20 protein-coding genes and 1 pseudogene are annotated in these 21907 nt (G+C 67.2%); 9 read left to right on the forward strand and 12 right to left on the reverse strand.

From position 1 onward, the window contains the following. Nucleotides 1-101: 101 nt before the first annotated feature. Nucleotides 102-800: a YXWGXW repeat-containing protein gene (locus tag ACRHIG_RS14350; protein WP_489630547.1), complete on the reverse strand. Its 699-nt coding sequence runs from the start codon at nucleotides 798-800 to the stop codon at nucleotides 102-104. Nucleotides 801-999: 199 nt separating this feature from the next. After that, entirely contained in the window at nucleotides 1000-1248 is a 249-nt protein-coding gene (locus ACRHIG_RS14355; protein ID WP_489630548.1) for a hypothetical protein, read from the reverse strand. A gap of 309 nt (nucleotides 1249-1557) precedes the next feature. Between ACRHIG_RS14355 and ACRHIG_RS14360 the strand changes: the two genes are divergently transcribed. From ACRHIG_RS14360 to ACRHIG_RS14375, 4 genes are all read left to right on the forward strand, one after another. After that, entirely contained in the window at nucleotides 1558-3885 is a 2328-nt protein-coding gene (locus ACRHIG_RS14360) for a coiled-coil domain-containing protein (RefSeq protein ID WP_489630549.1), read from the forward strand. A 19-nt stretch (nucleotides 3886-3904) separates the two neighbouring features. Continuing rightward, on the forward strand, nucleotides 3905-6229 hold the full coding sequence (locus ACRHIG_RS14365; RefSeq protein ID WP_489630550.1) for an SUMF1/EgtB/PvdO family nonheme iron enzyme: 2325 nt from the start codon (nucleotides 3905-3907) through the stop codon (nucleotides 6227-6229). A 78-nt stretch (nucleotides 6230-6307) separates the two neighbouring features. Continuing rightward, nucleotides 6308-6706: an OsmC family protein gene (locus tag ACRHIG_RS14370; RefSeq protein WP_072453163.1), complete on the forward strand. Its 399-nt coding sequence runs from the start codon at nucleotides 6308-6310 to the stop codon at nucleotides 6704-6706. After that, complete coding sequence (locus ACRHIG_RS14375) at nucleotides 6703-7590, forward strand: pirin family protein (RefSeq protein ID WP_489630551.1); 888 nt, start codon at nucleotides 6703-6705, stop codon at nucleotides 7588-7590. The genes ACRHIG_RS14370 and ACRHIG_RS14375 overlap by 4 nt, the downstream gene beginning before the upstream one ends. 7 nt (nucleotides 7591-7597) lie before the next feature. Here the strand turns inward: ACRHIG_RS14375 and ACRHIG_RS14380 are convergent, their stop codons facing one another. The 7 genes and pseudogenes from ACRHIG_RS14380 to ACRHIG_RS14410 form a co-directional block, all read right to left on the reverse strand. Continuing rightward, a complete protein-coding gene (locus ACRHIG_RS14380) occupies nucleotides 7598-10081 on the reverse strand; it encodes a TonB-dependent siderophore receptor (protein ID WP_489630552.1) in 2484 nt (827 codons plus the stop codon). Between the two features lie 115 nt (nucleotides 10082-10196). Further along, on the reverse strand, nucleotides 10197-10820 hold the full coding sequence (locus ACRHIG_RS14385; protein WP_489630553.1) for a FecR domain-containing protein: 624 nt from the start codon (nucleotides 10818-10820) through the stop codon (nucleotides 10197-10199). Beyond that, entirely contained in the window at nucleotides 10757-11164 is a 408-nt protein-coding gene (locus tag ACRHIG_RS14390) for a DUF4880 domain-containing protein (RefSeq protein ID WP_489630554.1), read from the reverse strand. The genes ACRHIG_RS14385 and ACRHIG_RS14390 overlap by 64 nt, the downstream gene beginning before the upstream one ends. Beyond that, a pseudogene (locus ACRHIG_RS14395) lies at nucleotides 11164-11681 on the reverse strand (sigma-70 family RNA polymerase sigma factor). The gene ACRHIG_RS14390 and the pseudogene ACRHIG_RS14395 overlap by 1 nt, the downstream one beginning before the upstream one ends. A gap of 115 nt (nucleotides 11682-11796) precedes the next feature. After that, on the reverse strand, nucleotides 11797-12390 hold the full coding sequence (locus ACRHIG_RS14400; RefSeq protein ID WP_475413942.1) for a metal-dependent hydrolase: 594 nt from the start codon (nucleotides 12388-12390) through the stop codon (nucleotides 11797-11799). Nucleotides 12391-12789: 399 nt separating this feature from the next. Beyond that, complete coding sequence (locus ACRHIG_RS14405) at nucleotides 12790-14388, reverse strand: FHA domain-containing protein (RefSeq protein ID WP_489630555.1); 1599 nt, start codon at nucleotides 14386-14388, stop codon at nucleotides 12790-12792. A gap of 226 nt (nucleotides 14389-14614) precedes the next feature. Continuing rightward, entirely contained in the window at nucleotides 14615-15466 is an 852-nt protein-coding gene (locus ACRHIG_RS14410; protein WP_475413940.1) for a class I SAM-dependent methyltransferase, read from the reverse strand. 148 nt (nucleotides 15467-15614) lie between these two features. On the opposite strand from ACRHIG_RS14410, the gene ACRHIG_RS14415 reads away from it, so the two are divergent. Then, nucleotides 15615-16034: a DUF2177 family protein gene (locus tag ACRHIG_RS14415; protein ID WP_489630556.1), complete on the forward strand. Its 420-nt coding sequence runs from the start codon at nucleotides 15615-15617 to the stop codon at nucleotides 16032-16034. Here the strand turns inward: ACRHIG_RS14415 and ACRHIG_RS14420 are convergent. The 3 genes from ACRHIG_RS14420 to ACRHIG_RS14430 all read right to left on the reverse strand — a co-directional run bounded on the left by ACRHIG_RS14420 (nucleotide 16015) and on the right by ACRHIG_RS14430 (nucleotide 18206). Next, nucleotides 16015-16965 (reverse strand): PP2C family protein-serine/threonine phosphatase, encoded by a 951-nt coding sequence (locus ACRHIG_RS14420; protein ID WP_489630557.1) that lies wholly within the window; start codon nucleotides 16963-16965, stop codon nucleotides 16015-16017. The two genes, ACRHIG_RS14415 and ACRHIG_RS14420, sit on opposite strands and share 20 nt — an antisense overlap. Nucleotides 16966-17114: 149 nt before the next feature. After that, on the reverse strand, nucleotides 17115-17507 hold the full coding sequence (locus ACRHIG_RS14425; RefSeq protein ID WP_475413937.1) for a glycine zipper 2TM domain-containing protein: 393 nt from the start codon (nucleotides 17505-17507) through the stop codon (nucleotides 17115-17117). Nucleotides 17508-17675: 168 nt separating this feature from the next. Beyond that, a complete protein-coding gene (locus tag ACRHIG_RS14430) occupies nucleotides 17676-18206 on the reverse strand; it encodes a GNAT family N-acetyltransferase (protein WP_475413936.1) in 531 nt (176 codons plus the stop codon). 173 nt (nucleotides 18207-18379) lie between these two features. On the opposite strand from ACRHIG_RS14430, the gene ACRHIG_RS14435 reads away from it, so the two are divergent. From ACRHIG_RS14435 to ACRHIG_RS14450, 4 genes are all read left to right on the forward strand, one after another. After that, nucleotides 18380-19828 (forward strand): M20/M25/M40 family metallo-hydrolase, encoded by a 1449-nt coding sequence (locus tag ACRHIG_RS14435; protein WP_489630558.1) that lies wholly within the window; start codon nucleotides 18380-18382, stop codon nucleotides 19826-19828. Nucleotides 19829-19901: 73 nt separating this feature from the next. After that, nucleotides 19902-20135, forward strand: coding sequence for a hypothetical protein (locus ACRHIG_RS14440; RefSeq protein WP_475413934.1), 234 nt, complete (start codon nucleotides 19902-19904; stop codon nucleotides 20133-20135). 195 nt (nucleotides 20136-20330) lie between these two features. Continuing rightward, nucleotides 20331-20879, forward strand: a complete 549-nt coding sequence (locus tag ACRHIG_RS14445) for an ABC transporter substrate-binding protein (RefSeq protein WP_489630559.1) — start codon at nucleotides 20331-20333, stop codon at nucleotides 20877-20879. Beyond that, nucleotides 20876-21889: an ABC transporter substrate-binding protein gene (locus ACRHIG_RS14450; protein WP_489630560.1), complete on the forward strand. Its 1014-nt coding sequence runs from the start codon at nucleotides 20876-20878 to the stop codon at nucleotides 21887-21889. The genes ACRHIG_RS14445 and ACRHIG_RS14450 overlap by 4 nt, the downstream gene beginning before the upstream one ends. Nucleotides 21890-21907 lie beyond the last annotated feature (18 nt).

Below are 21907 nucleotides of genomic sequence, written 5' to 3' on the forward strand. Positions count from 1 at the left end.
GCGCAGTGTGATTGATCGTCGCGCGATGTTAATACACGGATGTGTCCGGAAAATGACAAGGCCACCGCGATGGGTGGCCTTGTCGGGACTACGGCTGCATATTAATTGCGATGGGGATTATCGGGACGGCGGTCGTCGCGGTTCGGCACGCCGTCACCATCGCGGTCGTGGCGGTTGCCATTGTCGCGGTCATAGCGGTTGGGGATGCCGTCGCGGTCGCGGTCGCCGTTCGGGCCCCGTGGCGACCAGCGGCCTTGCTCCATCTGCCAGCGGCCATCGCGCTGGTTCCAGGCGGGCGGCGCATACACATAGCCGGGGCGTTCGGCGATCCACACGCCCGGCGTCCAGGCGTAGCGCTGGCTGCGCCATTCCCAGTGGCCGGGCGCCCAGATGTAGCCGTGGCGCGCGCGCGGGATGGCTTCGCGGCGCGGCGGCGGCGGGGCGATGCGGATTTCGTCATAGCGCACGGGCTGCACCTGCGCGGCGACCCAGCCGCCACGATCCAGGCGCCAGCGGTTGTTCTCCTGTATCCAGGCGGCGCGGCGGTACTGGTTGCCGCCCCGTTCGCGCAGCCATTCGCCATTGTTCCAGACATGGCGCTGGCCATCCCAGTTCCAGTAGCCGGGCGCCCAGACATAGCCGGCGCGCGGCGCCGGCACGCTTTCAAACCGTGGCGGAGGCGGGGCGTTGCCGACGACAATGCTGACGCCGAGCTGATTCTGTGCCATGGCCTGCGCGGGCAAAAAAGCCGCGGCGCTGATGGCAAGCATGGCTGCTGCGTAGAGTGCGATGGGTTTCATGATGTGCTCCATTTCGGTGATTGCGTGAAATGGACTATAGGCGCTTGCGGGCGTGCTGATCGCCTTTGATTCAACTTATTACAATTGACACAATGCTGTGTGTCCGTGTATCCGTGGCGGATACAATGAGATGCAAATGGCGGCCTGGCGCGGTCGTTTTCAAACTGGCGCCAGGCGGCGTGGAGTCATCATGCGTGGCTCACAGGGTGCTGGCGGTGGCGTTGCCCAGCAAGGCTTGGCGTTCCTCGATCAGCGAGATATTCTTTTCCTGCTCCGTCAGGCGCTTGGCGCTGACCACCACGACGGGGATGGCGTTCGCCTGCGCCACGTCGGCGCTCCTGGCTGCCGATGGCTGCATGAAGCTGACGTAGCTGGCACCGCAGGCGATGGCGACGGCGACGGTAAAGATGGCTTCCATGTTTTTCAGGGCGTTTTTTTGCGTGTTCATGATCGTTCCTTTCGGTGGCGGGTGGGTATGTCTGCACTGTAGCCAAGCGCGCGCCCGCCCGCCATGCGCATGCGACCAGCCGTGGTTTTGGCGGGATGGCCTGCAAAAAAACGGCGCTGAAATGCCGACGGGGGCGGCCGACCAGCCGACGGCTGGAATTGAGGGCTAAATAGCCCTGTATCCGGGCATATGAATGCAATTGCCACATGGCATTATTCGATACTGCGCGGTGTAGCGTGCGCCGCCGGCGCTCCTGCTAGAATCGCTACGGCAGCCAGCGCACGCAATCATTCTCATCAGGAGTCACACATGTTCCAATTGTTTGGTTTTGGCGGCGCCCGCTGCCCGCGCTGCGAGCACAAGAACGGCGCTGCCGCCGGCTATTGCGCGCAATGCGGCTTGTCGCTGGGCGCTCCCGACAGCGACGCGGTGCTGCATGCCAATCAATGGCATCTTGCTGATGGGCAACTGGCCCTGTTCTTCGGCGTGCGCGAACTGTCCTCGCTGTTCGGCAGCGCGGCGCGGCGCCTGCAGGTGCCGGCCGAGTCGCGCGCCTGGATCGTGCAATCGGACGCTTTCACCTTGATACCGGCCGGCGATTACGACAGCGCCGCCTTCTTCGCCCGCCTGCCCGCGCTGCTGCCGGCACGCCCGGCCGAAGTGCTGATCGCGCGCGCCGACGCCGTCAGCCTGGAATTCGACCTGCCCGGGCTGGCCAGCACGGAGCTGCTCAACGTCGCCGCGTCCTTGCGTATCGATATCGCGCTGGGCCAGCCCGATGCGTTCGCGCGCCAGTTCATGCGCGCGCCGGGCGCCGTCACGCGCGCCCACCTGCATGCCTTGCTGCTGCCGTCCGTGCGCCAGATTGCGCTGGAATTCATCGGCAGCCGCGCGCTGCGCGAGATGGACGCGAATGCCGACCTGCGGCCCGAACTGAACGAACGCCTGCAATCGGCCCTGACGCAGCGTCTGGCGCCGTCCGGCCTGGCCGTGGCACGCGTGGAAACGCTCAGTTTGCGGCACGACAGGCGCGATGGAGACGCCGGCGCCAGCATCGGCACCCTGTGGCTGGGCGGCTTGCCGGCGCAGGAACTGGAGCAGCACAGCCTGGAGCGCATGAAGCAGCTCGACCAGCTGTATGACGAGGAAGAATGGCAGCGCATCCGCCGCGAGGAACTGGCGGCGCGCCATGCGCACCGCCGCGCCGAGCTGCAGCAGGATGCGACGCTGGAAAAGGCGGAGCTGGGCCACCAGGAGGCGGAGCGCCTGCAAGCGCTGCGCGGACGCCAGATCGACCTGTATGGCCGCATCCTGGAAGCGAAGTCGCGGCGCCAGGCGCTCGATCACGGCGCCGCGCTGGCGCTGGGCGAGCTGGAACAGGAACTGGCGCAGAAGGGCGCGCAACGGGCCGATGAAGCGGCCAACTGGGAACACGTGCGGGCGCTGGCCGCCATCAAGATGCGCAGCGAGCTGGAATTGTCGCAGCTGCACGGGCGCGAGCAGATCCAGCTGGCGCAGCAGCGCTTTACGCATCAAGTCCACTTGCAGTCGATCGCGCAGCAGATTGAAAGCGCGCTGCTGATCGACGACGAGACGGGCCGCCGCACCCAGCTGGCGCGCCTGCGCCAGGCGGAGGCGGATGCGGCCCAGCGCGAGGCGCAGCTGGAGGCGGAGCAGCACCAGGCGGCCTGGCAGGGCCTGATGCTGGCCAACGCGGCGCGCAAGCGCGAGGCCGAGCGGGTGCAGGAGTGGGAAGACCAGATGCAGCTGGCGCGTCAGCGCGAACTGCTGCGCGCCGAGGCGCACAAGGACGAGGCGGCCCAGGTGCAGGCGGCGGAAATCGCGGAAAAGGTGGCAGCGCTGCGGCGCGGCGGCGCGCGCGAGGACGCCATCGCGCAGCAGGAAAAGCTGCTGCGTACCATCGAGGCCGACGGCGTGCACGCGCGCCAGCTGCAGCAGCAAACGCAGCTGGCGCAGCTCGACGCGCTGGCCATCGAGGAACAGCGCCAGCAGCTGCGCCAGCTGGAACAGGAAGCGCAATGGCAGCGCGACTTGCTGGCCATGGCGCAGCAGCGCGAAAGCGATTACGCGCGCTGGAAGGGAGAATATGAAGCCCTGCTGGCGCAGCAGGCGCATGCGGCCGAACTGGCGCGCATCGACATCGACCGCATCGAGAAAATCGGCTCCCTGAGCGACACGGGCAAGGTGGCCATGGCCGCCGGGCAGAATGCGGCCGCGCTGGCGCAAGTGCTCAAGGTGCAGCTGCAGGCGGGCATGAGCGCCGAGCAGATCCACGCGCTGGCGGCGCTGGCGGCGGCCGAAAACAGCGTCGCGCCGCTGGACGCGCTGCGCATGGCGCAGGACAGCGTGGCGCAGGAACGCAGCTACCTGGAAGGCCAGGCGGAGCGCGAACGGCGCCAGCAGCTGGACCTGATCAACCTGCAGAATGCGGCGCATGCGCACGGCCTGTCGGCACAGGCGCAGCTGGGCGTGGCCGTGGCGCAGGCGCTGCAGCCGGGTGCGGCCTCCGCCGCGCCAGCATCGGCGCCGGCCCGCTGCAAGAACGGCCATGCGCAGCGCGCGGGCCATCCCGAAGATAAATTCTGCGCCGCCTGCGGCGTCGCCCTGCAGCCTTGATGGAAGCGTTTCACCCCAGATGATGCAAAAAGCACGAGACAAACTGCGGGAACTGCGCGCCCTCCACGACGACGGGCTGCTCAGCGAGCAGGAATTTGAACGCCGCAAGAACGCCATCCTCGACGCCGAGTACGCGCCGCCCGGCACCGCTCCCGTGGCCGCGCCGCTGCCCGTGCGCCAGGGCACGGAGCTGGGCTTCATGACGGGCCAGGAAATCGGTCCGCAAAACCGCCGCTACCGGCTCGAACGGCTGATCGGCACGGGCGGCATGGGGCAGGTGTGGCAAGCCACCGACCTGGCCACGCACGCGGAGCTGGGCAGCAGCGAAATGGTGGCGCTGAAGATATTGCCGCCGCAGCTGACGCAAAGCGCCACGCATGCCAAGCTGCTGATCGAGGAAGCGACCCAGGCGCGCAAGCTCGCGCATGAAAACATCGTGCGCGTCTACGAGTGGGCGCAGGACCCGGCCACGGCCAGCTATTTCATCATCATGGAATGCCTCGATGGCGAAGACCTCGAGCACTATCTGGCGCGCGAGGGCGCGCTGCCCCTGTCCACCGTGCAGCAACTGCTGCAGCCGGTGGCCGAGGCCCTGTCGTATGCGTGGGAAAAGCACAAGCTGGTGCACCGCGACCTCAAGCCGGGCAACGTCTTCCTGACGGCGAAGGGCGACGTCAAGCTGCTCGATTACGGCATCGCTACGCGCGTGCGCAATGCGGACAGCAGCCTGGCGCTGGACATGCCGAACGCGGGCACGCACGGCTACCGGGCGCCCGAGGCCGGCGCCAACCAGCGCCAGCCCAGCCCGCGCCTGGACGTGTATGCGGTGGCCGTGATGATCTATCAGATGCTCGAAGCGCGCATGCCGTTCGACGACACGCGCAGCGCCAGCCATCTGCCATCAACGCCGCAAGCGCTCAACGCGCAACAATGGCAAGTGCTGCAGAACGGATTTTCGCTGACGCCGGAACTGCGTCCGCAATCCGTGCAAGCCTTGCTGGAAAACCTGGAACGCGCGGCCGGGCCGTCGCCCGAAGAACTGGCGGAGCAGGCGCGCCAGCAGCAGGCGCGCGCGGTGCAGCAGCAAAAGGAGGCGGCGCTGGCCGCCGAACAGGCCCGCGAGGAAGAGATCAAGCAGGCCCGGATACGTCAGGAAGAACTGGACCAGCGCCGCAAGGCGGAAATCCAGGCCGCCGCGCTGGAAAAGCAGCGACTGGACAAACTGCGCCGCGAGCAGGAGGCGCAGCGCCATTTCGAAGCGGAAGAGGCGCGCAAGCTGCGCAAGGAGGCGCTGCGCGGCCAGCTGCGCGCGCGCCGCGAAGCCGATGCCGCCACCGCCCTGCAGGAACACCAGGAGTTGCAGCGCAAGGCCATCGTCGCCAAGGCGGAGGCGGCCTACCGCGCCGAGCAGGAACGGGCGCGCCGCGAAGAGGCCAGCCGCGCCGCCGCTGCCGCTGTCCCGGCGCCGGCATCCGCGCCGGCGCTGGAAGCGGAATCGGAACCCGAACATGCGCAACCGGTGGCCAATGCGGAAGGCGTCTTGCGCGACGATTTTCTCGATGGCGCGGGGCAGGGGCCGGAACTGGTGCTCATTCCCAGCGGCCGCTTCCAGATGGGCGCGCACGAGACGGAGCACAAGGCCGCCATCCAGGCCGGCTCGCAACAGGCCTGGCTCGAGCGCGAGAGGCCGCAGCACTGGGTCGGCATCGAGCGCCCGTTCGCGCTGGCGCGCCACCCTGTCAGCGTGGGCGAATGGCGCGCCTTCGTCAAGGCGACCGGCTGGGCGGGCGGTTCCGAGACGGACTGGGACAATCCCGGCTTCGTGCAGAACGACCAGCACCCGGTGGTGGGCGTGAGCTGGAATGACGCGCAGCTGTACCTGGCCTGGCTCAGCGAACGTACCGGGCGCAAGTACCGCCTGCCCAGCGAAGCGGAATGGGAATACGCGTGCCGCGCCGGCACGCGCACGGCGTTCAATGTGGGCGACACGATCAGCACCGAGCAAGCCAACTATGACGGCCTGTATGTGTACAACGGCGGCCCGCGCGGCGTGTACCGGGGCGGCACCAGCCCGCTGGGCACGTTCGCGCCGAATTCCTGGGGCCTGTTCGACATGCATGGCAATGTGTGGGAATGGGTGCAGGACGTGGTGCACGACAATTACGAAGGCGCGCCCGTCGATGGCAGCGCATGGGAAGAGGGCAGCGACAGCAGCCGGCGCATCCTGCGCGGCGGCTCCTGGCTGTACCACCCGCGCTACCTGCGCTCGGCCCTGCGCAACGGCTTTTCCACCGTGCTGTCGAATGACATCGTGGGCTTCCGGGTGGCGCGCACGCTCGATTAGGCAAGTTGGCAGGGAGCGGGCTGCGCCAAGCGGCCAAACGGTGTAAATTGTGGCTTTCCAAACGCACCAAGGAACGCCATGACCATCAAAGCCATCCGCGACCAGTCGCAAGCCATGCGCCACATCGTGCACGTGCGCGATCACATCATATCCGCCGACGCCTCGGTGGAGGAGGGCGGCGGCGACGCCGGCCCGTCGCCGCACGACCTGTACGACGCGGCCCTGTCGGCCTGCAAGGCGCTCACCGTCGTCTGGTACGCCAAACACAAGGGCATCCCGCTGGAGCACGTGGAAGTGTCGACCGAGCGCGATGCCAGCGAGGAGCGCAAGGGCGTGTACCGCCTGGCCGCCACCCTGCACCTGACGGGCGAGCTGACGGATGCGCAGCGCCAGGAATTGCTGGCCGTGGCCGGCAAATGCCCGATCCACAAGCTGATGACGGCCGTCACCACGGAAATCACGACGGTGCTGGCATGAGCGCGGCCATCCTGAAAAGCCATGAAAAGGACCTGGGCGGCGGCTTCGTCGTGCGTCGCCTGCTGCCGTCAAGCCAGAAACAGGCCGTCGGTCCCTTCATCTTCTTCGACCATTTCGGCCCCATCGACGTGGCGCCCGACGCCAACCACGACGTGCGCCCCCATCCGCATATCGGCCTGGCCACCGTCACCTATCTGTTCGAGGGCGCGATCGACCACCGCGACAGCATTGGTTCGTACCAGCGCATCGAACCGGGCGCCATCAACTGGATGACGGCCGGGCGCGGCATCGTGCATTCGGAACGCACACCGCAGGATCTGGCCGGCCAGCCGCACCGCACGCACGGCTTGCAGCTGTGGGCCGCGCTGCCGAAGGCGCACGAAGAGGATGCGCCGAGTTTCACGCACACGCCGCAGGCCGACATTCCCGTCGTGACGCTCGATGGCGCCGTCGTGAAAGTCCTGATCGGCACGGCCTTCGGCCAGACCTCGCCCGTGCGCACCTACATGCAGACGCTGTACCTGGACGTGGCGCTGCAAGCGGGGCGCGAGCTGCGGCTAGAAGGATTGCCGCCGGAAGCGGCGATCTATCCGGTCAGCGGGGAGGTGCTGCTCGACGGCGTGGCGCTGCTGCCGCACACCATGGCCTTGCTGGAGGCAGGTGCCGTGCCCGTGGTATCGGCAGGCGGCGGCCTGGTGCAGTTCGTCGTCATCGGCGGCGAGCCGCTGGACGGCCACCGCTACCTGTTCTGGAATTTCGTCTCGTCGAGCAAGGAGCGCCTGTCGCAGGCGGCCGACGACTGGAGCGCCCAGCGCATGGGGCAGGTGCCGGGCGAGACGGAATTCATCCCGCTGCCGAAGGCGCCCCTGCGCCCGGCGACCTGAGTCCCGCTTAGAAACGCGCGCGCAAGGTCAGTTGCGCCTTGCGCGGCTCGCCGTAGAAATTGCCCCAGGCCGGCGCGCCCACCGTCTGGTAGTAGCGTTTGTCGAGCAAGTTCGTCACGGACAGCGACGCCGTCCAGTTGCGGTCGATCTGCCAGGCGGCGCGCGCGCTCCACAAGGCATACGCGCCCTGCGCCACGGTCACGTCGCGCGTGATGCGCGAGCTCTCCGTCTGGAAGTTCACGCCGCCGCCCACGCTCCACTGCTGCAAGGCGCCGGGCAGGCGGTAGTCGCTCCACGCGCGCAGCATGTGGCGCGGCGAGTAGGTGCTGGCGAACATCACGCCCGCGTTCGACGTCTGCTCCAGGTACTTGAAATTGTTCAGCGTGTAGCCGGCGAACAGCTGCCAGCCTGGCGCCACTTCGCCGCTGATTTCCGCATCGAGCCCTTCGCTGCGCACCTTGCCCGTCGAGAAATAGCACTCCGTGCCGGACGAGCAGGTATTGGCCAGGTCGAGTTCCGCGCGGTTGCGCTGCTCGATGCGGAACAGCGCCAGCGAGGTGTTCACCTTGCCGTCGAACAGTTCACCCTTGACGCCTACTTCCAGGTTGCGCCCCTTGAGCGGATCGAGCAGGGCGCCTTCGGCCGTGCGCTGGTTTTGCGGCTGGAAGATGTCGGAGACGCTGGCGTAGCCGGACCAGCGCTTGTCGAATGCGTAGATCACGCCGCCATATGGCGTGACGACGCCGTTTTCGCGGTAGGGATCGATGTACACCTCGCCCGTGTCGCGGTACACGCTGCTCCATCTGTAGTTCGACACGCGCGCGCCCGCCACCACGGTGAGCGGATCGCTGACGCTGAAGCGGGCCACGCCGTAGGCGCCCGTCTGCGTCATTTTTGTGACGCTGGGATCGCCCCGGTAGCTGTGTTCGCGGAACCAGGCGTCGCTCGGCTCGGCCACGCCGTGATTCGGCTGCAGCGGATTGTTTGCTTGTTTCAGCAGGGCCAGGCTGAAATCGCTGTCGCTTTCCAGGCGGTTGGTGCTGATGCCGGCGCTGAAGCCGTGGCGGCGGCCGAAGGCGTTGAATTTGCCGTCGAGCGACAGGTCGATACCCTTGTTGGTGCTGCCGTAGTCGAACACGCCGCCGTACATCATCATGCCGGCCAGGGTGGCGGGATTGATCGCCCCCTGGCTGAACATGTATTTCACGTCATGCCGCTCGCGCGTGTAGTTGGCGCTGGCTTTCAGCGACCAGTCGGCGTCGAAGCGGTGCTCGAATTCGGCGAAGACGGCCGTCTGGCGGCTAGCCCAGCGGTTCCAGTCGGCGCCGAGGAAGGTCTCGCGGGGCAGTTTCGGGTCGCTGCCATCGAGGTAGCGGGGCATGCCGGAGAAAAACGGGGTTGAGCGCAGCTTCTCGTAGCTGGCGCCCGTCGTCAGTTTGCTGCCCGGCGCCAGGTCGAATTCCAGCACGCCGTACAGCACGTCCGTGCGGCTGTCGGCCACGTCATAGAAATAATCGCGCTGTTCAATCGCGGCCACGGCGCGGCCGCGGATGCTGCCCGATTCGTTCAAGGGGCCGGTGACGTCGACTTCGCCGCGCACGTCGTTCCAGCGGCCCGCGCCGAGCGCCAGCTGCACCTGCTTTTCCGCCAGCGGGCGCTTGCGCACCATGTTGATGGCGGCGCCGGGCGAGCCCGTGCCCTGCAGCAGGCCCGTGGCGCCGCGCACGATCTCCACGCGATCGAGCATGGCCGTGTTGCTGGTAAAGCTGTTCGCCTGCGGGTAGTACATGGCGCGGTTGACGCCGTCGAACTGGTACGTGTCGACCATGAAGCCGCGCGAATACACATAGCGCCCGCCCATGGGGCTGTCGTACATGGTGATGCCGGTGGTGTTGGCGAGGACGGCGTCGATGGTGTTGAGGTTCTGGTCATCCATCTTCTGCCGCGTGACGACGCTGACCGATAGCGGAATCTCGCGCAGGGTCTGCACGCCCTTGCCGACCGTGACGGCGCGCGCCGCATACGAGTTGCTGTGTTCACTGACGGGGTCGCGCTCCATGCTGGCGTTCACGACCACGGGAGCCATGGTCTTTTCCACGCCGGCCGCCGGCGCGGAGGAGGGTGCCGCCTGGCGCAGCACGTAGGCGCCGTTCGGCAGCTGCACCGCTTCCAGGCCGCTGCCGGCCAGCACCTGGGCAAAGCCCTGCGCCACATTGTGGCTGCCGCGCACGCCGGGCGAGCGCAAGCCGCGCGTCTGCGCGGGATCGGTCGACAGGCTGACGCCGGCGGCCACGGCGAAGTCGTTCAGGGCGGTGGCCAGCGGGCCGGCCGCGATGGCGTAGGCTTGCGGCGCAGCGCTTGCCGCGGCGGCCTGGCCTTGCGCCAGCGCGGGCGCGGCGGTGAAGGCGGCGGGGGCGGCGCACGCCATGGCGAGGACGGCCAGGCGGATGGCGCGCGCGGCGGGATGGAGGACGGGGATGGTCGGCTGCATGCTCGGTCTTTCTGCTCAGAGGGATAGGAAAATGGCGTATGAATCGGCTACTTACCTGTCAAGCCGAAGCAGCGCGCCGAAACACCAACCCCTGAGACAAAAAAACTGAAAATAATTACGTTGACCGGGCCGACACGGTGGCCCAGTAGCGCGTGAAGTAGGTCACTTGCAGCCCGTGCGAGGCGCACAGGCTTTCCAGCACGGCGTCGATATCGTCGAGCCGGTAGGTGCCCGTGACGGGGCGCCGCGCCACGCCGGCGTCGCAGGCCAGGCGCCCGCGCCGGTAGCGCGCCAGTTCCGTGACCAGCCGTTGCAGGGGCCAGTCGGCGGCCACCAGCATGCCGCGCAGCCAGCTGTCCTGGTGCGCTTGCGTGGCCTGCGCATCATCCGGGCCAGTGTCGCCAAAGCGCAGCTGCTGGCCCGCTTCCAGGCGGCGCACGGCGTCCGGGCGCGCCGCGCAGCGTACTTCCACGGCATGCTCGAAGACGCTGACGACGCTGCCGTCCGCATCGCAGCGCACGCCGAAGCGCGTGCCCAGCGCGCGGATCACGCCGTGCGGCGTGTCGACGAGGAAGGGGCGCGCATCGGGCGCCGTCGTGATCATGATTTCGCCATGGTGCAGGCGGATGCGGCGGCGCGCGGCGCTGTAGTCGACGTCGACGGCGCTGTCCGTGTTCATTTCCATATGCCCGCCATCGGCCAGCGCCACGTGGCGGCGCTGGCCCGGCGCCGTGCGCAAGGACGCCGTCCACGCTTGCCAGGGGCGGACTGCAGGCCCGCCTGGCCCAGCACGATACCGCCGCCGGCCGCCAGCAGCAGGGCCAGCACTTTCGCGGCGCTGCGCCGGCGCTGCTGCGCCGCCTGCAGGGCGGGAATTGCCAGCGCCGGCGGTATCGTGGCCAGCTGGCCGTCCATGCGCTGCAGCAGTTCCCAGGCCCGTTCATGCTCGGCGCTGGCGTCGCGCCATGCCCGCAGGGCGGCCGGGTCGGCGCTGCCGCACTGGAGTTCCACATGCCAGTGGGCGGCGGCGGCCAGCACCTTGCGGGCGATTGGGGCTGACTGCGGGGCGGAAGGGGAAAACATCAGCCGGCCGCCAGCATCAGGCATTCCGTGTAGGCGCGCACCAGGTGCTTTTTCACGGTGGGCAGGGACACGCCCAGGCGCCGGCTGATGTCCACATAGCTCAGTTCTTCGATTTGCGCCAGCAGGAAGATGGCCCGCGTGCGCGCGCCCAGGCGGTCGAGCAGGCGGTCGATGGCGAGCAGGGTTTCGATGATGATGGCATGCGTTTCGGCGCACATCGATATCGGCTCGGCTTGTTGGGCCAGCGCTTCCAGGTAGGCCTGTTCCAGCGCCTGGCGCCGGTAGCGGTCGATCAGCAAGCCGCGCGCGATGGTCGCCAGGTAGCCGCGCGGCTCGCGCAGGGGCGCCAGCGGTGTCACCTCGCGCTTGCCCAGCAGGCGTAAAAAGTGTCCTGCGCCAGGTCGGCCGCCTCGGCGCGGTTGCCCAGCTTGCCGCGCAGCCAGCCATACAGCCAGCCGTGGTGTTCGCTGTACAGAGTGTTCAGGTGGCTGGCATGGGTGGGACGGACGGTACTCACTGCGTTCTCCAGGCAAGGGATGGGCTGGGCTGACGGAACGCGGGGTGCCGGCTGGCTGGGCTGTTTGAGAATGATACTCATTATCACATTGCCATGCGGGCGGCGTCAATCGGCGTCAGCCACCAAGGCGCCAGCGCTCCTGCCACTGTTGCAGATCCGCCCAGGCTTGCTGCAGGGCCGTGGCGGACCAGTGCAGCAGGCCCTCGAACGCCAGCACGCTGCGCTGCCAGTGGATGCCGTCAAAAAACACGTGGTCGGCCACGACGGTGGCGGCGAGCCAGGCGGCGATGATGACGATGATGTCGTGGCGCCCGCTTTTCCACCAGCGCAGCGAGTGGCGGCGGAAAATCCACGGCACGCCCAGCGGATTGGGCCAGTCGGCCAGCAGATGCATGATGCCGCCCGCGGCAAAGCCGAACAGGGGCGGCGCCCACAGGTGGTGCGGCAATTGCAGATATGTGTAGACGAGCAGGGCGATCCAGGCCAGGCCCCAGTGGGTCCACGTGCGGTGCGTGATCCACAGCCGGTGCGTGCGCGCCCACCAGGCCACTTCCAGCCAGTCCGGCGCCGTGCCGCCCAGCGCCCCCATGACAAAGGCGAGCATGCTCAGCACTTGATAGGGGCCGCCGGCGCCAGCGTGCGCGACCAGGGCCGCGGCGATCACGCCGGCAGCCCAACCGGTCGCATGGTGCGCTTTGTTGGAAGCCATAGGAAATGTAAAACGCCGTGCGGGCGCTTTGTGAAGTACGGGAAATATTAACTGGATGAATATACAGTACGCAGGGGCGTCGCTGTGGGCTATTTGCGCAATATCTGCTATTAAAGTGTTAAATTATGTGTCGGAATGGACGTGGTGACGGACTCGGCGTCTGATGCCGGCCGGCCAAGTGTGTTGTGCGGCTGATAATGTATTTGGCGCAGGGCGCGCTATGCTGAAAGCAGTACCACGTTTTGAAGAGGTCTCGCCATGAAAATCCCGCGCGAATTGCAGATTCCCGCCATCGTGTTTACGCTGGAAGCGGTGTTTATTCTGGGGTTGTCGATGATTTTTCTCGTACTGATACCACGCTAAAGCCTTGCGGATAACTGCAGATTTACAACAGTGTTACTACGCAGTTTGCATGGTGCTATCGCAAAGGGCCGCGCCTTCGGTGCGGATGATCCAGCATTCCGGATACGGTTCGCTGGCGAAGCGGTTGTGCCGCGCAAAGCCGCTGAGCTTGTCGAGGGCGGTGGCGGGGGCCAGCGCGGTTTCCTTGCCGCTGGCCGCGTCCAGGTGCCAGAAACCGCCGTTGCGGTGGAACAGCACGGGAAGGCAGCTGGCCTGCGGCGTGGCCAGGTGGCTGGCCGGCGTGGGTTCGGTGTCGGGCAGCAGCAGGTAAAAACACTCGGCGCGGGCGCCGTGGTCGATGCGGTGCAGGATCACGCCATGCGCGAGGATGGCCGTGACGCTGAGCACGACGATGCCCTTGATGCTGGCAGACAATTCAATGCGCATGCCCAGGCGCAGGGCGACGGGTTTGTGCTTGCCCGGCCAGACGCCGTCGAGCAGCATGCCGTAGCGCGACACGTCCTCGATTTCAAAGCCTTGCTGGCTGCGCCGGATGATGGCGTGACGGCCCGACAGGCGGCGCGTCAAGCCATTGTTGTCCTGGCCGTCGGGGCTGAAATGGCTGAGCAGCACATCGGCTTCCGGGTCCACCAGCTCGAAACGCCCCAGCATGCATTCTTCCAGCGCGAACAGGCGGATCTGGCGCTGCTCGCCCGCTTCCGGCGCCGCATTGACGAGGCAAGCGGCCTGGCTCGGGTGCGGATGGCAGTGGCTGGCGGCGGGCAGGTCGACTTCGATCAGCTCTTCGTCCCAGGCGATGGTGGTAAAACCCATGTCGATCTTGCCTTGCGGGGCTGACAAATCCACGTGGGCGATGCCGGCATTGCGCGCGGTGACGTCGAGGTTGCAGCCGTCGCCGCCCGTCACGCGGGCGATCGAGGCATCGTCGGCCATCACGCGCACGTTCTTGTGCGTGCTGAGGAAGATCTGGTGGATTTCCGTCAGGGTGGCGTCGCGGCGCGGCACGAGGATGACGAAGGTGCACACCCATTTCTGCGCCACGGCGCCATCGACGTGGCTGTGCACTTCCACCTCGATCTGGTATTGCCCGTGTTCCTTGTTGCGCGAGGAAAACTCGACGAATACGGGACGCCAGTCGCCGCGCGTGGCGCGCACGAAATCATGCTGGACAAAGCCGCGCGGGATCAGGTCCGAGCGCAGGCGCAATGTCAGCTGCGGCGCGCAGGTGGCGCTCATGCCGCGCAATTCCATTTTCAGGGTTTGCCGTCCGCCTGCCGCGCGGGGATCGAAGCCGCTGATGTGCAGGTGGGCCTGTATCGGCTGGTAGGCCGGCGCAGTGGCGGGCTGTGCAACTGGCACTGGGGGAAATGCCGCCAGGCCGGCCGAGGCCGGCACGGGGCTGCTCACTGCTTGAGCCGCATCGCGTATCACCGCATCGCGCAGCCCGGCATCATGCGCACGGGCGTGCGGAAGCGCCGTTGCCGATGGCTCGGAACGGGCGCTGCGCAGTGCGGTCAACAGGTCGTAGCTGCTGGGAGCAGTCGTCGCTTGCGGATGGTTGCCCGCGCAGACTGTTTCCCCAGGCAAGACCCAGAACGTACAGTGCGGGTGCTCCGGGTTGCTGCATTTTTTCATGACATTCTGACTCGAATCGAGCGGGGACATTTTGCCCTCTGTTATACATGAGAGCTTACGCGCTTTTGCCGCTGCTTGGCAACTTTCGCGGCGCCGAATGCGCTCTTTTTGCCCAAATTCATGTCCCTGGTCACACCTTGTCATGCACGCCATGGAAACTATTGCTCAAAAACACATTTTATGTCTTTTCGGATATGTTATTTTGATATTGCCAGTCCCGCTGCGTTCAGCTGCGCCGTTTGCTGACGATGACTTCCAGATACTCGCCCGGCACCACCAGCGAGTGGGCGCCCGCCGTATTCAGCCGTTCGAGCAGGGCGAACAGATCCTGCTCCAGCGCCTCGGCGCCACCCGCGTCCAGCGTGGCAAAGGCCTTGTGGACGGGGCCGTAATAATCGCGGAAGACCTGCACCCAGTGGTGAGCGGAGGCATAACGGAAATTGAAGACCTTGCGCTGGCTGTGCACCTGCTCTGCCGCCTGGCCGAACAGGTCGCGCACATACGCTTCCTCGCCCCAGCGGGCCGGCGACACGACGCCCGCCGGGGGCGGCACATATTTGCCGATGGTCTTGAAGAGCTGGCCGATAAAGCCGTCCGGGGTCCAGTTGGCCATGCCGATGCGTCCGCCGGGACGCAGCACGCGCAGCATTTCGCTGGCCGCGCGCCGGTGGTCGGGCGTGAACATGACGCCAAAGGTCGACAGGGCCGCGTCGAAGCTGGCATCGGCGAAGGGCAGGGCTTCGGCATCGGCCACGCGGAAGGTCACGGCCAGCCCTTCCGCCCCGGCGCGCGCGCGGCCCTTGTCCAGCAGCGCCGGCACATAATCGGTGGACACGACCCGGGCAAAGCGGCGCGCCGCCGCCAAGGTGGCGTTGCCGTTGCCGGCGGCGATGTCGATGACGTCTTCGTTGGCGCGGATGTCGGCGGCCTCGGCCAGCGACTCGCCGACCGGCTGCAGGGTCACGCCGATGACGGCGAAGTCGCCGCTGGCCCAGCCTGCTTGCTGGCGCTGCTTGATGGCGGCATAGTCGGGCGCGCCGGCGGTGCCGGCCTGCGGTGTAGCGATGGTGTTGCTCATGGCATGCTCCTGTGACGTTGGCGAGGTCCTTTCGTCAGACCGCGCGCCGCGGCGGTGGTTCCTTTCATGCGGGCCGTCGTGAGCGTGGCGACGTTTTGCATTATGCTGGCGCAACTGTTCCCCAACTGCCTGACGCCGAAAGACGACCATGCCTGTCCAACGCCCGTTCCAGCTTGCCATTGCCTATGGCGCCGCCTTGTGCGTATTTCTGGCCATCGACGCCCTGTGGCTGGCCGTGCTGATGCGCCCCGTGTACGCCGCGGCGCTGGGCCCGCTATTGGCGGACACGCCCCGCTGGGCGCCGGCCGTGCTGTTTTACCTGCTGTACGTGGCGGGGCTGCTGGTCTTTGCCATCCTGCCGGGATTGCGCGCGCGCCGCGGGCGCACGGCGGCGGCGCTGGGCGCGCTGCTGGGACTGCTGGCCTACGGCACCTATGATTTGAGTAACTATGCGACCTTGCGCGGCTGGCCGCTGGCCTTGACGGCGATCGACATGGCCTGGGGCGTCGCCTTGTCGGCCGTGTCGGCCACGGCCGGCTACCTGGCCGCTAGCCGGCTGCGGCGGTGAACTCCGCATCGAAGCGCAACGCCACCACGGTAATGTTGTCGCTATGCAAGCCTTTTGGCGGGTGGGAGAGAAAGTCGTCGAACAGGGCGCGGACGGCCTGAGCCGCGGTCTTGCCGGCACACAAGGCGGGCCAGCGGGCCGTGAGGGTCAGCGGATCGTCGCAGGCCCAGAAACCGTCGCTGGCCAGCAGATAGTGGGCGCCGGGGCGCACGCGCAGCACGCGGCGGTCGCCCAGGTGGGCCAGGAAGGGCGGCAAGGCGGCCGCATCGAGGCCGCGCAGCGGCTTGTCGAGCTGCAGGCTGTCGCTGATGGCGTTGCCTAAAATAAAGGCCTGCGAGATTTGCGGATGGTGCTCGCCGTGCACGGCGGCGCGCCAGCGCGTCTCGTCGAGCGCGCCGCGCATGGCGTACACGGTGGCCGGCACGTGGTCGACGGTGAGGATGCTGGCCTTCCCGTCGGCAATTTCATACAGGCGTGAATCGCCCACGTGATACAGCAGCGGCGCTTCGCCGGGCGGCACTTCCAGCAAGGTCAGGGTGGTGCCGGGCGGGCGCGCCTGGGCGGGCGCCGTCCTGGCGAAGGTGTCCTGCAAGCGCGTGTGCAACTCGTCGAGTTTGGCTGCCAGGCTGGCCGTGTCGAGGCAGGCAGGTACGGCCAGCAAGCCTTGCACTGCCGCTTCCGCCGCTTCACGCCCAAGGCCGTGGCCGCCCATGCCGTCGAGCACGGCGGCGCGCACGTGGCCGCGCGGCCAGCCCGGCACCTGGCAGTGGAACGGCGCCTGGCGCGACAGGCAGACGGCGTGGCCGCTGGCATCGATCAGCAGGAAGTTGTCCTGGTTCTCGCGGCGTGGCAGGAGGCCGGCACCCACGCTGGTGCCGGCGGCGGCGTCGAGCCAGGGGCCGAAGTCGAGTGCGTCTTTGATTAAATGCATCGGTTGGTGCGGTCCAGGCGGCCAGGAATGTTGATCATAGGACACAGCTTAGCCGATAATGTGCAGTGGCGATACCTTGCCTATCTTGCAAAAAAACCTGCGGCAGCAGGCTGGCGCAGGTTTTGCATGGTGCAGGGGCAGGGCGATGCTTAACGGCGATGGCCCCAGCCGTGGCCGTGACCACGGTCATAGTAGTCGTGGCGGCCATGGCCGCGGTAGTAGCCGCGGCCCGGTTGCACGTAGACGACCGCCGGCGGGCCATAGTAGCGCGGAGGCGGCGCGTAATACACGGGCTGCGGGGCAGGGGCGTAGTACACCGGTTGCGGCGCAGGCGCATAATAGGTTTCGCGGTAGCCGCCGCGATAGCCGCCACGGTCGTAATAGCGGTCATTCGTGCTGATGCTGTTGCCGACGGCGGCGCCCAGCACGCCACCGACGATCGCGCCATTGCGCCCGCCGGTGCTGTTGCCAATGGCCGCCCCGACAACGGCGCCTGCAACGGTATTGAAGTCGCGGTCACCGGCGACTGCGGCCGAAGACACAGCCACTGCCGCAACCATTACCGCACCCAGGAGTTTCTTGTTCAACATGGCATTTCCTTCCATTCCGGCGAGATCACAATGATCTGCATGGACTGGACTATATCTGCTGCCGCAAGCTTGTTCCACGTCTAATACAACTTATTACAATCCCGCCCCGGCGGTAACAAGTCAGCGCAGGCGCGCCTGCCATTCGGGCCGCAGCAGGCTGTACATTTTGACATCGCGCATCACGCCGTTGATAAAGAAGGCCTGGCGCATCAAGCCTTCCTGGGTAAAGCCGTTCTTTTGCGCGATGCGCTCGGAGCCGATGTTCAGCGGATCCATCAGCAGCTCCAGCCGGTGGTAGGGATAGGCATTGAACAGGTAGTCGACCACCAGGCGCGTCGCTTCGCTGACGTAGCCGCGCCCATCCCGCTGCCGGTCGAACAGGCGGTAGCCGATCTCGCGCGAGGCTGGCGTGCGGCTCTTGAAGTGCGTGATCGTGCCGATGATGTGCTGGGCCCTGTCCTCGATGAGGAACAATTCGCTGTCCTCGGTGACGAAGCCCGATTGCAGGAAGTCGCGCCGCATGGCCTCGGGCGACTTGAACTGCATCGAGAAAAACTCGCCGCGCGAAGGCAGGTCGTTGACGAGGGAAATATAGGTATTCAGGTCGGCGGCCTGCAAATGCCGGACGGTACAGAGTGTTCCCTTGAGCATGGCGGTATCCGGTAGCGATCACGATCCTGATGGTAATCGACTCCGGGGGAAAGAAGCAATCGCTCCCGCAAAAGTTGCTGCAATGACAGAATAAATACGCTATCGTAGAACGCCGCGCCTTGCCCCTTGGCCAAGGCGTACCCGCTACGACCTCGTTGACTGGAACTGAACACATGCCTACCATCCTGACTGGCGCGCCGTTGCGCCGTTGCGTTTTATCCATCGCCCTGGGCTGCGTCGCCAGCGCCGGCGCCTTTGCCGCCGCGCCGGGCAATGCGCCGCAAGCGCTGGCGCAGGTGCGCGATACGGCGCTGCACAGCGACTGGGCCTACGCCCGCCTGGCCGACATGACGGATCTGATCGGCCCGCGCCTGTCCGGTTCCGCCGGCGCGGCGGCCGCCGTGCGGCAGGTGGCCGACACCATGCGCCAGCTGGGCGCCACCGTCACCCTGCAGCCCGTGAAAGTGCCGCACTGGGTGCGCGGCGTGGAAACGGCGGAAATCGTCGATTACGCGGGCCGTCCGCAGGGCGTGTCGCAGCGCGTGGTGCTCACGGCCCTGGGCGGCTCCGGCGCCACTGCGGCCGCCGGCCTGACGGCGCCCGTGATCATCGTCAGGAGCCTGGAAGAACTCAAGGCGCGCGCGCCGGAAGTGAAGGGCGCCATCGTGCTGATCGACACGCCGTTCGACCAGGAGATGGCCGAGCGGGGCCTGGCGGGCGTCACGTATGGCGAGGGTTCGCGCGCGCGCTTCCTCGGACCGAAGGCGGCGGCCGACCTGGGCGCGGCCGCCGCGCTGGTGCGCTCGGTGGGCGGCGCGAACTTCCGCATCCCGCATGCGGGCGCCACCGGCCTCGATGAGAATAAACGCATTCCGGCCGCCGCCGTCACGGTGGAAGACGCCTTGCTGATCGGCCGCCTGGCCGCGCGCGGCCCGCTGAAAATGCACCTGACCCTGACGCCGCAAAACCTGCCCGAGGCGGACAGCTACAACGTCATCGCCGACTGGCCGGGCACGGACAAGGCCGGCGAAGTGGTGGTGGTCTCGGGCCATCTCGATTCCTGGGACCTGGCGACCGGTGCGCACGACGACGGCGCCGGCGTGGTGGCGGCGATGGGCGTGGTGGAAACCCTGAAAAAGCTCGACTACCGCCCGCGCCGCACCATCCGCGTGATCGCCTGGATGAACGAGGAAAACGGCGGGCGCGGCGGCCAGGCCTATTTCGAGGCCCACAAGCAGGCGCTCGGTAAACAATACGCGGCCATCGAGATGGACAGCGGCGCCGGCCGCCCGTTCGGCATCAAGGCCAGCGTGGGAGCGAAGGCGGAAAAACTGTTTACGCCGTTGCTGGCCGCCTTGCAGCCGATGGGCGCGCACGCGTTTACGCGCCGCGACGCGCTGGGCACGGGCGACTTGCACCGCCTGGAAACGGGCGGCGTGCCCAGCTTCGAGCCGCTGGTCGACAGCCACAGCTACTTCCACTACCACCACACGCCGGCCGATACCCTGGACAAGGTCGACCCGGATCACCTCAAGCGCAACGTGGCGCTGATGGCGTCGCTGGCCTGGTTCCTGGCCAATCTCGACGGCGAGATCGGGCGCGCGCCGGAGCAGGGCGAGTAAGGCTGCTGATCGCGGGCCGCGGCCTTGTCGGCGCGGTCCGCGTGTTTTTGACGATACCTCTCTACCGTATGCCATGACTTCCTTTTCCACCGACATCGACATCGCCATCCAGCTGATCCGCACTTACCTGGCCCGGCATCCCCACGGCACCGACACGCTCGAGGGCGTGGCGCAGTGGTGGCTGGCCGGGCAGTGTCCACAGGACGTCGTCGCGGCGGCGCTGGAGCATCTGCGCGTGGCGGGCGACCTGGAATGCCTGGCGTTCGGCGGGCACCGGCTATGGCGCCTGCACCGCTCCGGCGCCTGAGACCGGACAGGCGGCCACGCCACCCCTCGGTTTTTCCGATACCAGCCCTCCGGAAAGACGATTTGCCTGGGCAGGGCGGCAATCATAAGATATGCAGCTGTAAATAATTCTCATTCATATGGGAATCTTGTGCAGCACATGCCCCCGGCCCATGGCGGCCAGGGTTGGCTTCTCTTCTGATTGTCAGGAACGCTGGTGCCCCGTCTTCGCTTGCTTTTCCCCCTTCTCCTTGCCGGCGCGCTGGCGTGTGCCGGCGCCAGCGCCCAGCGGCCGCCCCCGGCGCCGCGCATCGAGCGCTGTACCATTGCCGATGAGCAGGGCGACTTTGGCTTGCCCACGCCCTACACCCATGCCAGCGGCGGCATGGGCTATACGCTGACCAGCCTGATTTTCGACACCCTCGTGTGGCGCGATGCCAGCGGCAAGCTGGTGCCGGGCCTGGCCAGCGCGTGGCGGGAAAGCGCCGACCATCGCACCATCGAATTCACCTTGCGGCCCGATGCACGCTGGCATGACGGCCAGCCCGTCACGGCGGCGGACGTGGTGTTTACCTTTGCCTATCTGCGCCAGCACCCGCATCCGCTGTTCGATTTGAGCGCCGTCGACGGCGTGGACGATCTGGGAAAAGGGCGCGTGCGCGTGCGCCTGAAGCGCGTGTATGCGCCTTTCGTGGCGCAGCTGGCCGGGTCGGTGTTCATCCTGCCGCAGCATGTGTATGTGCGCCTGGGCGCCCCCAGCAGGTGAAACCGGCCGACATCGTGGGCAGCGGCCCCTACCGCCTGGGCGCGTACGACAAGGCGGCGGGCCGCTATTTGTTTACCGCGAACGAAGAATACTACCTGGGCCCGCCCAGGGTGCGTAGCGTACTGTTCCTGCGCATGCAGCCTTCGCTTGCCGTGGGGGCGTTGAAACGGGGCCAGGTGGATATGATCCGCAGCCTGCCGGCGCCGCTGGTGGCCGAGGTGGCCCGTTTCGCCACCGTGGTCAGCGCACCCTCCGGCCATCCCGTGCGGCTGCGCTTCAATCATGCGCGCCCGCCGTTTGACGACAAGCGCCTGCGCCAGGCCATCGCCCGCGGCATCGACCGGCAGGAATTGCTGCGCGTCGTAGAGAACGGGCAGGGCGAGGTGTCCGCGGGACGCTTCGCGCGCGGCAGCATCTGGCAGAGCGGCGCACCGTTCGCCGCGTATGCCTACGATCTTTCTGCCGCGCGCCGCATGCTGGCGGAGCTGGGCTACCGCGCCGCGCCGGACGGCCGCCTGCGCGACAGCGGCGGCAAGCCCTGGGTGCTCGACCTGGCGGCGGCGCGCAGTTTGGCGCGGCCCGCCAGCCAGCTGGCCGGCCAGCTGGAAAAGCTGGGCCTGGAAGTCCATGTGCGCATCATGGACAGCGGCATCCTGGGCGCGCGCATCGCCGCCGCCGATTTCGACCTGGCCCTCGTCAGCCAGGGCAGCAATGGCGACCCGGAAAGCATGCTGCGGCAAACGGCGGGCAACGGCGCCTACAGCGATGCCTTCCGCCGCGCCGATCTGCTCGAGCTGCTGCAGCAGCAGGTCGGCACCGTCGACGTGGCCACACGGCGCGCGCTGCTCGACCGTGCCCAGGCCATCTACGCCGAGGAATTGCCGGCCTTCTTCCTGTATTCGCCGCTATGGAGCACGGCGGCCAATGCGCGCCTGCGGCCGTGGTTCACGCCGGGCGGCATCGGCGTCGGCATCTCGCTGCCGCTGAACAAATTGATGTTCGTGCGGTAGACGGGAGCCGACGCTGAG

This window comes from Janthinobacterium sp. C22 (genome assembly GCF_057919405.1).

Excerpts from the sequence above, each read along its gene's own strand:
- ACRHIG_RS14350 (WP_489630547.1), bottom strand. The coding sequence starts at position 800 with ATGAAACCCATCGCACTCTACGCAGCAGCCATGCTTGCCATCAGCGCC.
- ACRHIG_RS14355 (WP_489630548.1), bottom strand. The coding sequence starts at position 1,248 with ATGAACACGCAAAAAAACGCCCTGAAAAACATGGAAGCCATCTTTACC.
- ACRHIG_RS14360 (WP_489630549.1), top strand. The coding sequence starts at position 1,558 with ATGTTCCAATTGTTTGGTTTTGGCGGCGCCCGCTGCCCGCGCTGCGAG.
- ACRHIG_RS14365 (WP_489630550.1), top strand. The coding sequence starts at position 3,905 with ATGATGCAAAAAGCACGAGACAAACTGCGGGAACTGCGCGCCCTCCAC.
- ACRHIG_RS14370 (WP_072453163.1), top strand. The coding sequence starts at position 6,308 with ATGACCATCAAAGCCATCCGCGACCAGTCGCAAGCCATGCGCCACATC.
- ACRHIG_RS14375 (WP_489630551.1), top strand. The coding sequence starts at position 6,703 with ATGAGCGCGGCCATCCTGAAAAGCCATGAAAAGGACCTGGGCGGCGGC.
- ACRHIG_RS14380 (WP_489630552.1), bottom strand. The coding sequence starts at position 10,081 with ATGCAGCCGACCATCCCCGTCCTCCATCCCGCCGCGCGCGCCATCCGC.
- ACRHIG_RS14390 (WP_489630554.1), bottom strand. The coding sequence starts at position 11,164 with ATGTTTTCCCCTTCCGCCCCGCAGTCAGCCCCAATCGCCCGCAAGGTG.
- ACRHIG_RS14400 (WP_475413942.1), bottom strand. The coding sequence starts at position 12,390 with ATGGCTTCCAACAAAGCGCACCATGCGACCGGTTGGGCTGCCGGCGTG.
- ACRHIG_RS14405 (WP_489630555.1), bottom strand. The coding sequence starts at position 14,388 with ATGAAAAAATGCAGCAACCCGGAGCACCCGCACTGTACGTTCTGGGTC.
- ACRHIG_RS14410 (WP_475413940.1), bottom strand. The coding sequence starts at position 15,466 with ATGAGCAACACCATCGCTACACCGCAGGCCGGCACCGCCGGCGCGCCC.
- ACRHIG_RS14415 (WP_489630556.1), top strand. The coding sequence starts at position 15,615 with ATGCCTGTCCAACGCCCGTTCCAGCTTGCCATTGCCTATGGCGCCGCC.
- ACRHIG_RS14420 (WP_489630557.1), bottom strand. The coding sequence starts at position 16,965 with ATGCATTTAATCAAAGACGCACTCGACTTCGGCCCCTGGCTCGACGCC.
- ACRHIG_RS14430 (WP_475413936.1), bottom strand. The coding sequence starts at position 18,206 with ATGCTCAAGGGAACACTCTGTACCGTCCGGCATTTGCAGGCCGCCGAC.
- ACRHIG_RS14435 (WP_489630558.1), top strand. The coding sequence starts at position 18,380 with ATGCCTACCATCCTGACTGGCGCGCCGTTGCGCCGTTGCGTTTTATCC.
- ACRHIG_RS14440 (WP_475413934.1), top strand. The coding sequence starts at position 19,902 with ATGACTTCCTTTTCCACCGACATCGACATCGCCATCCAGCTGATCCGC.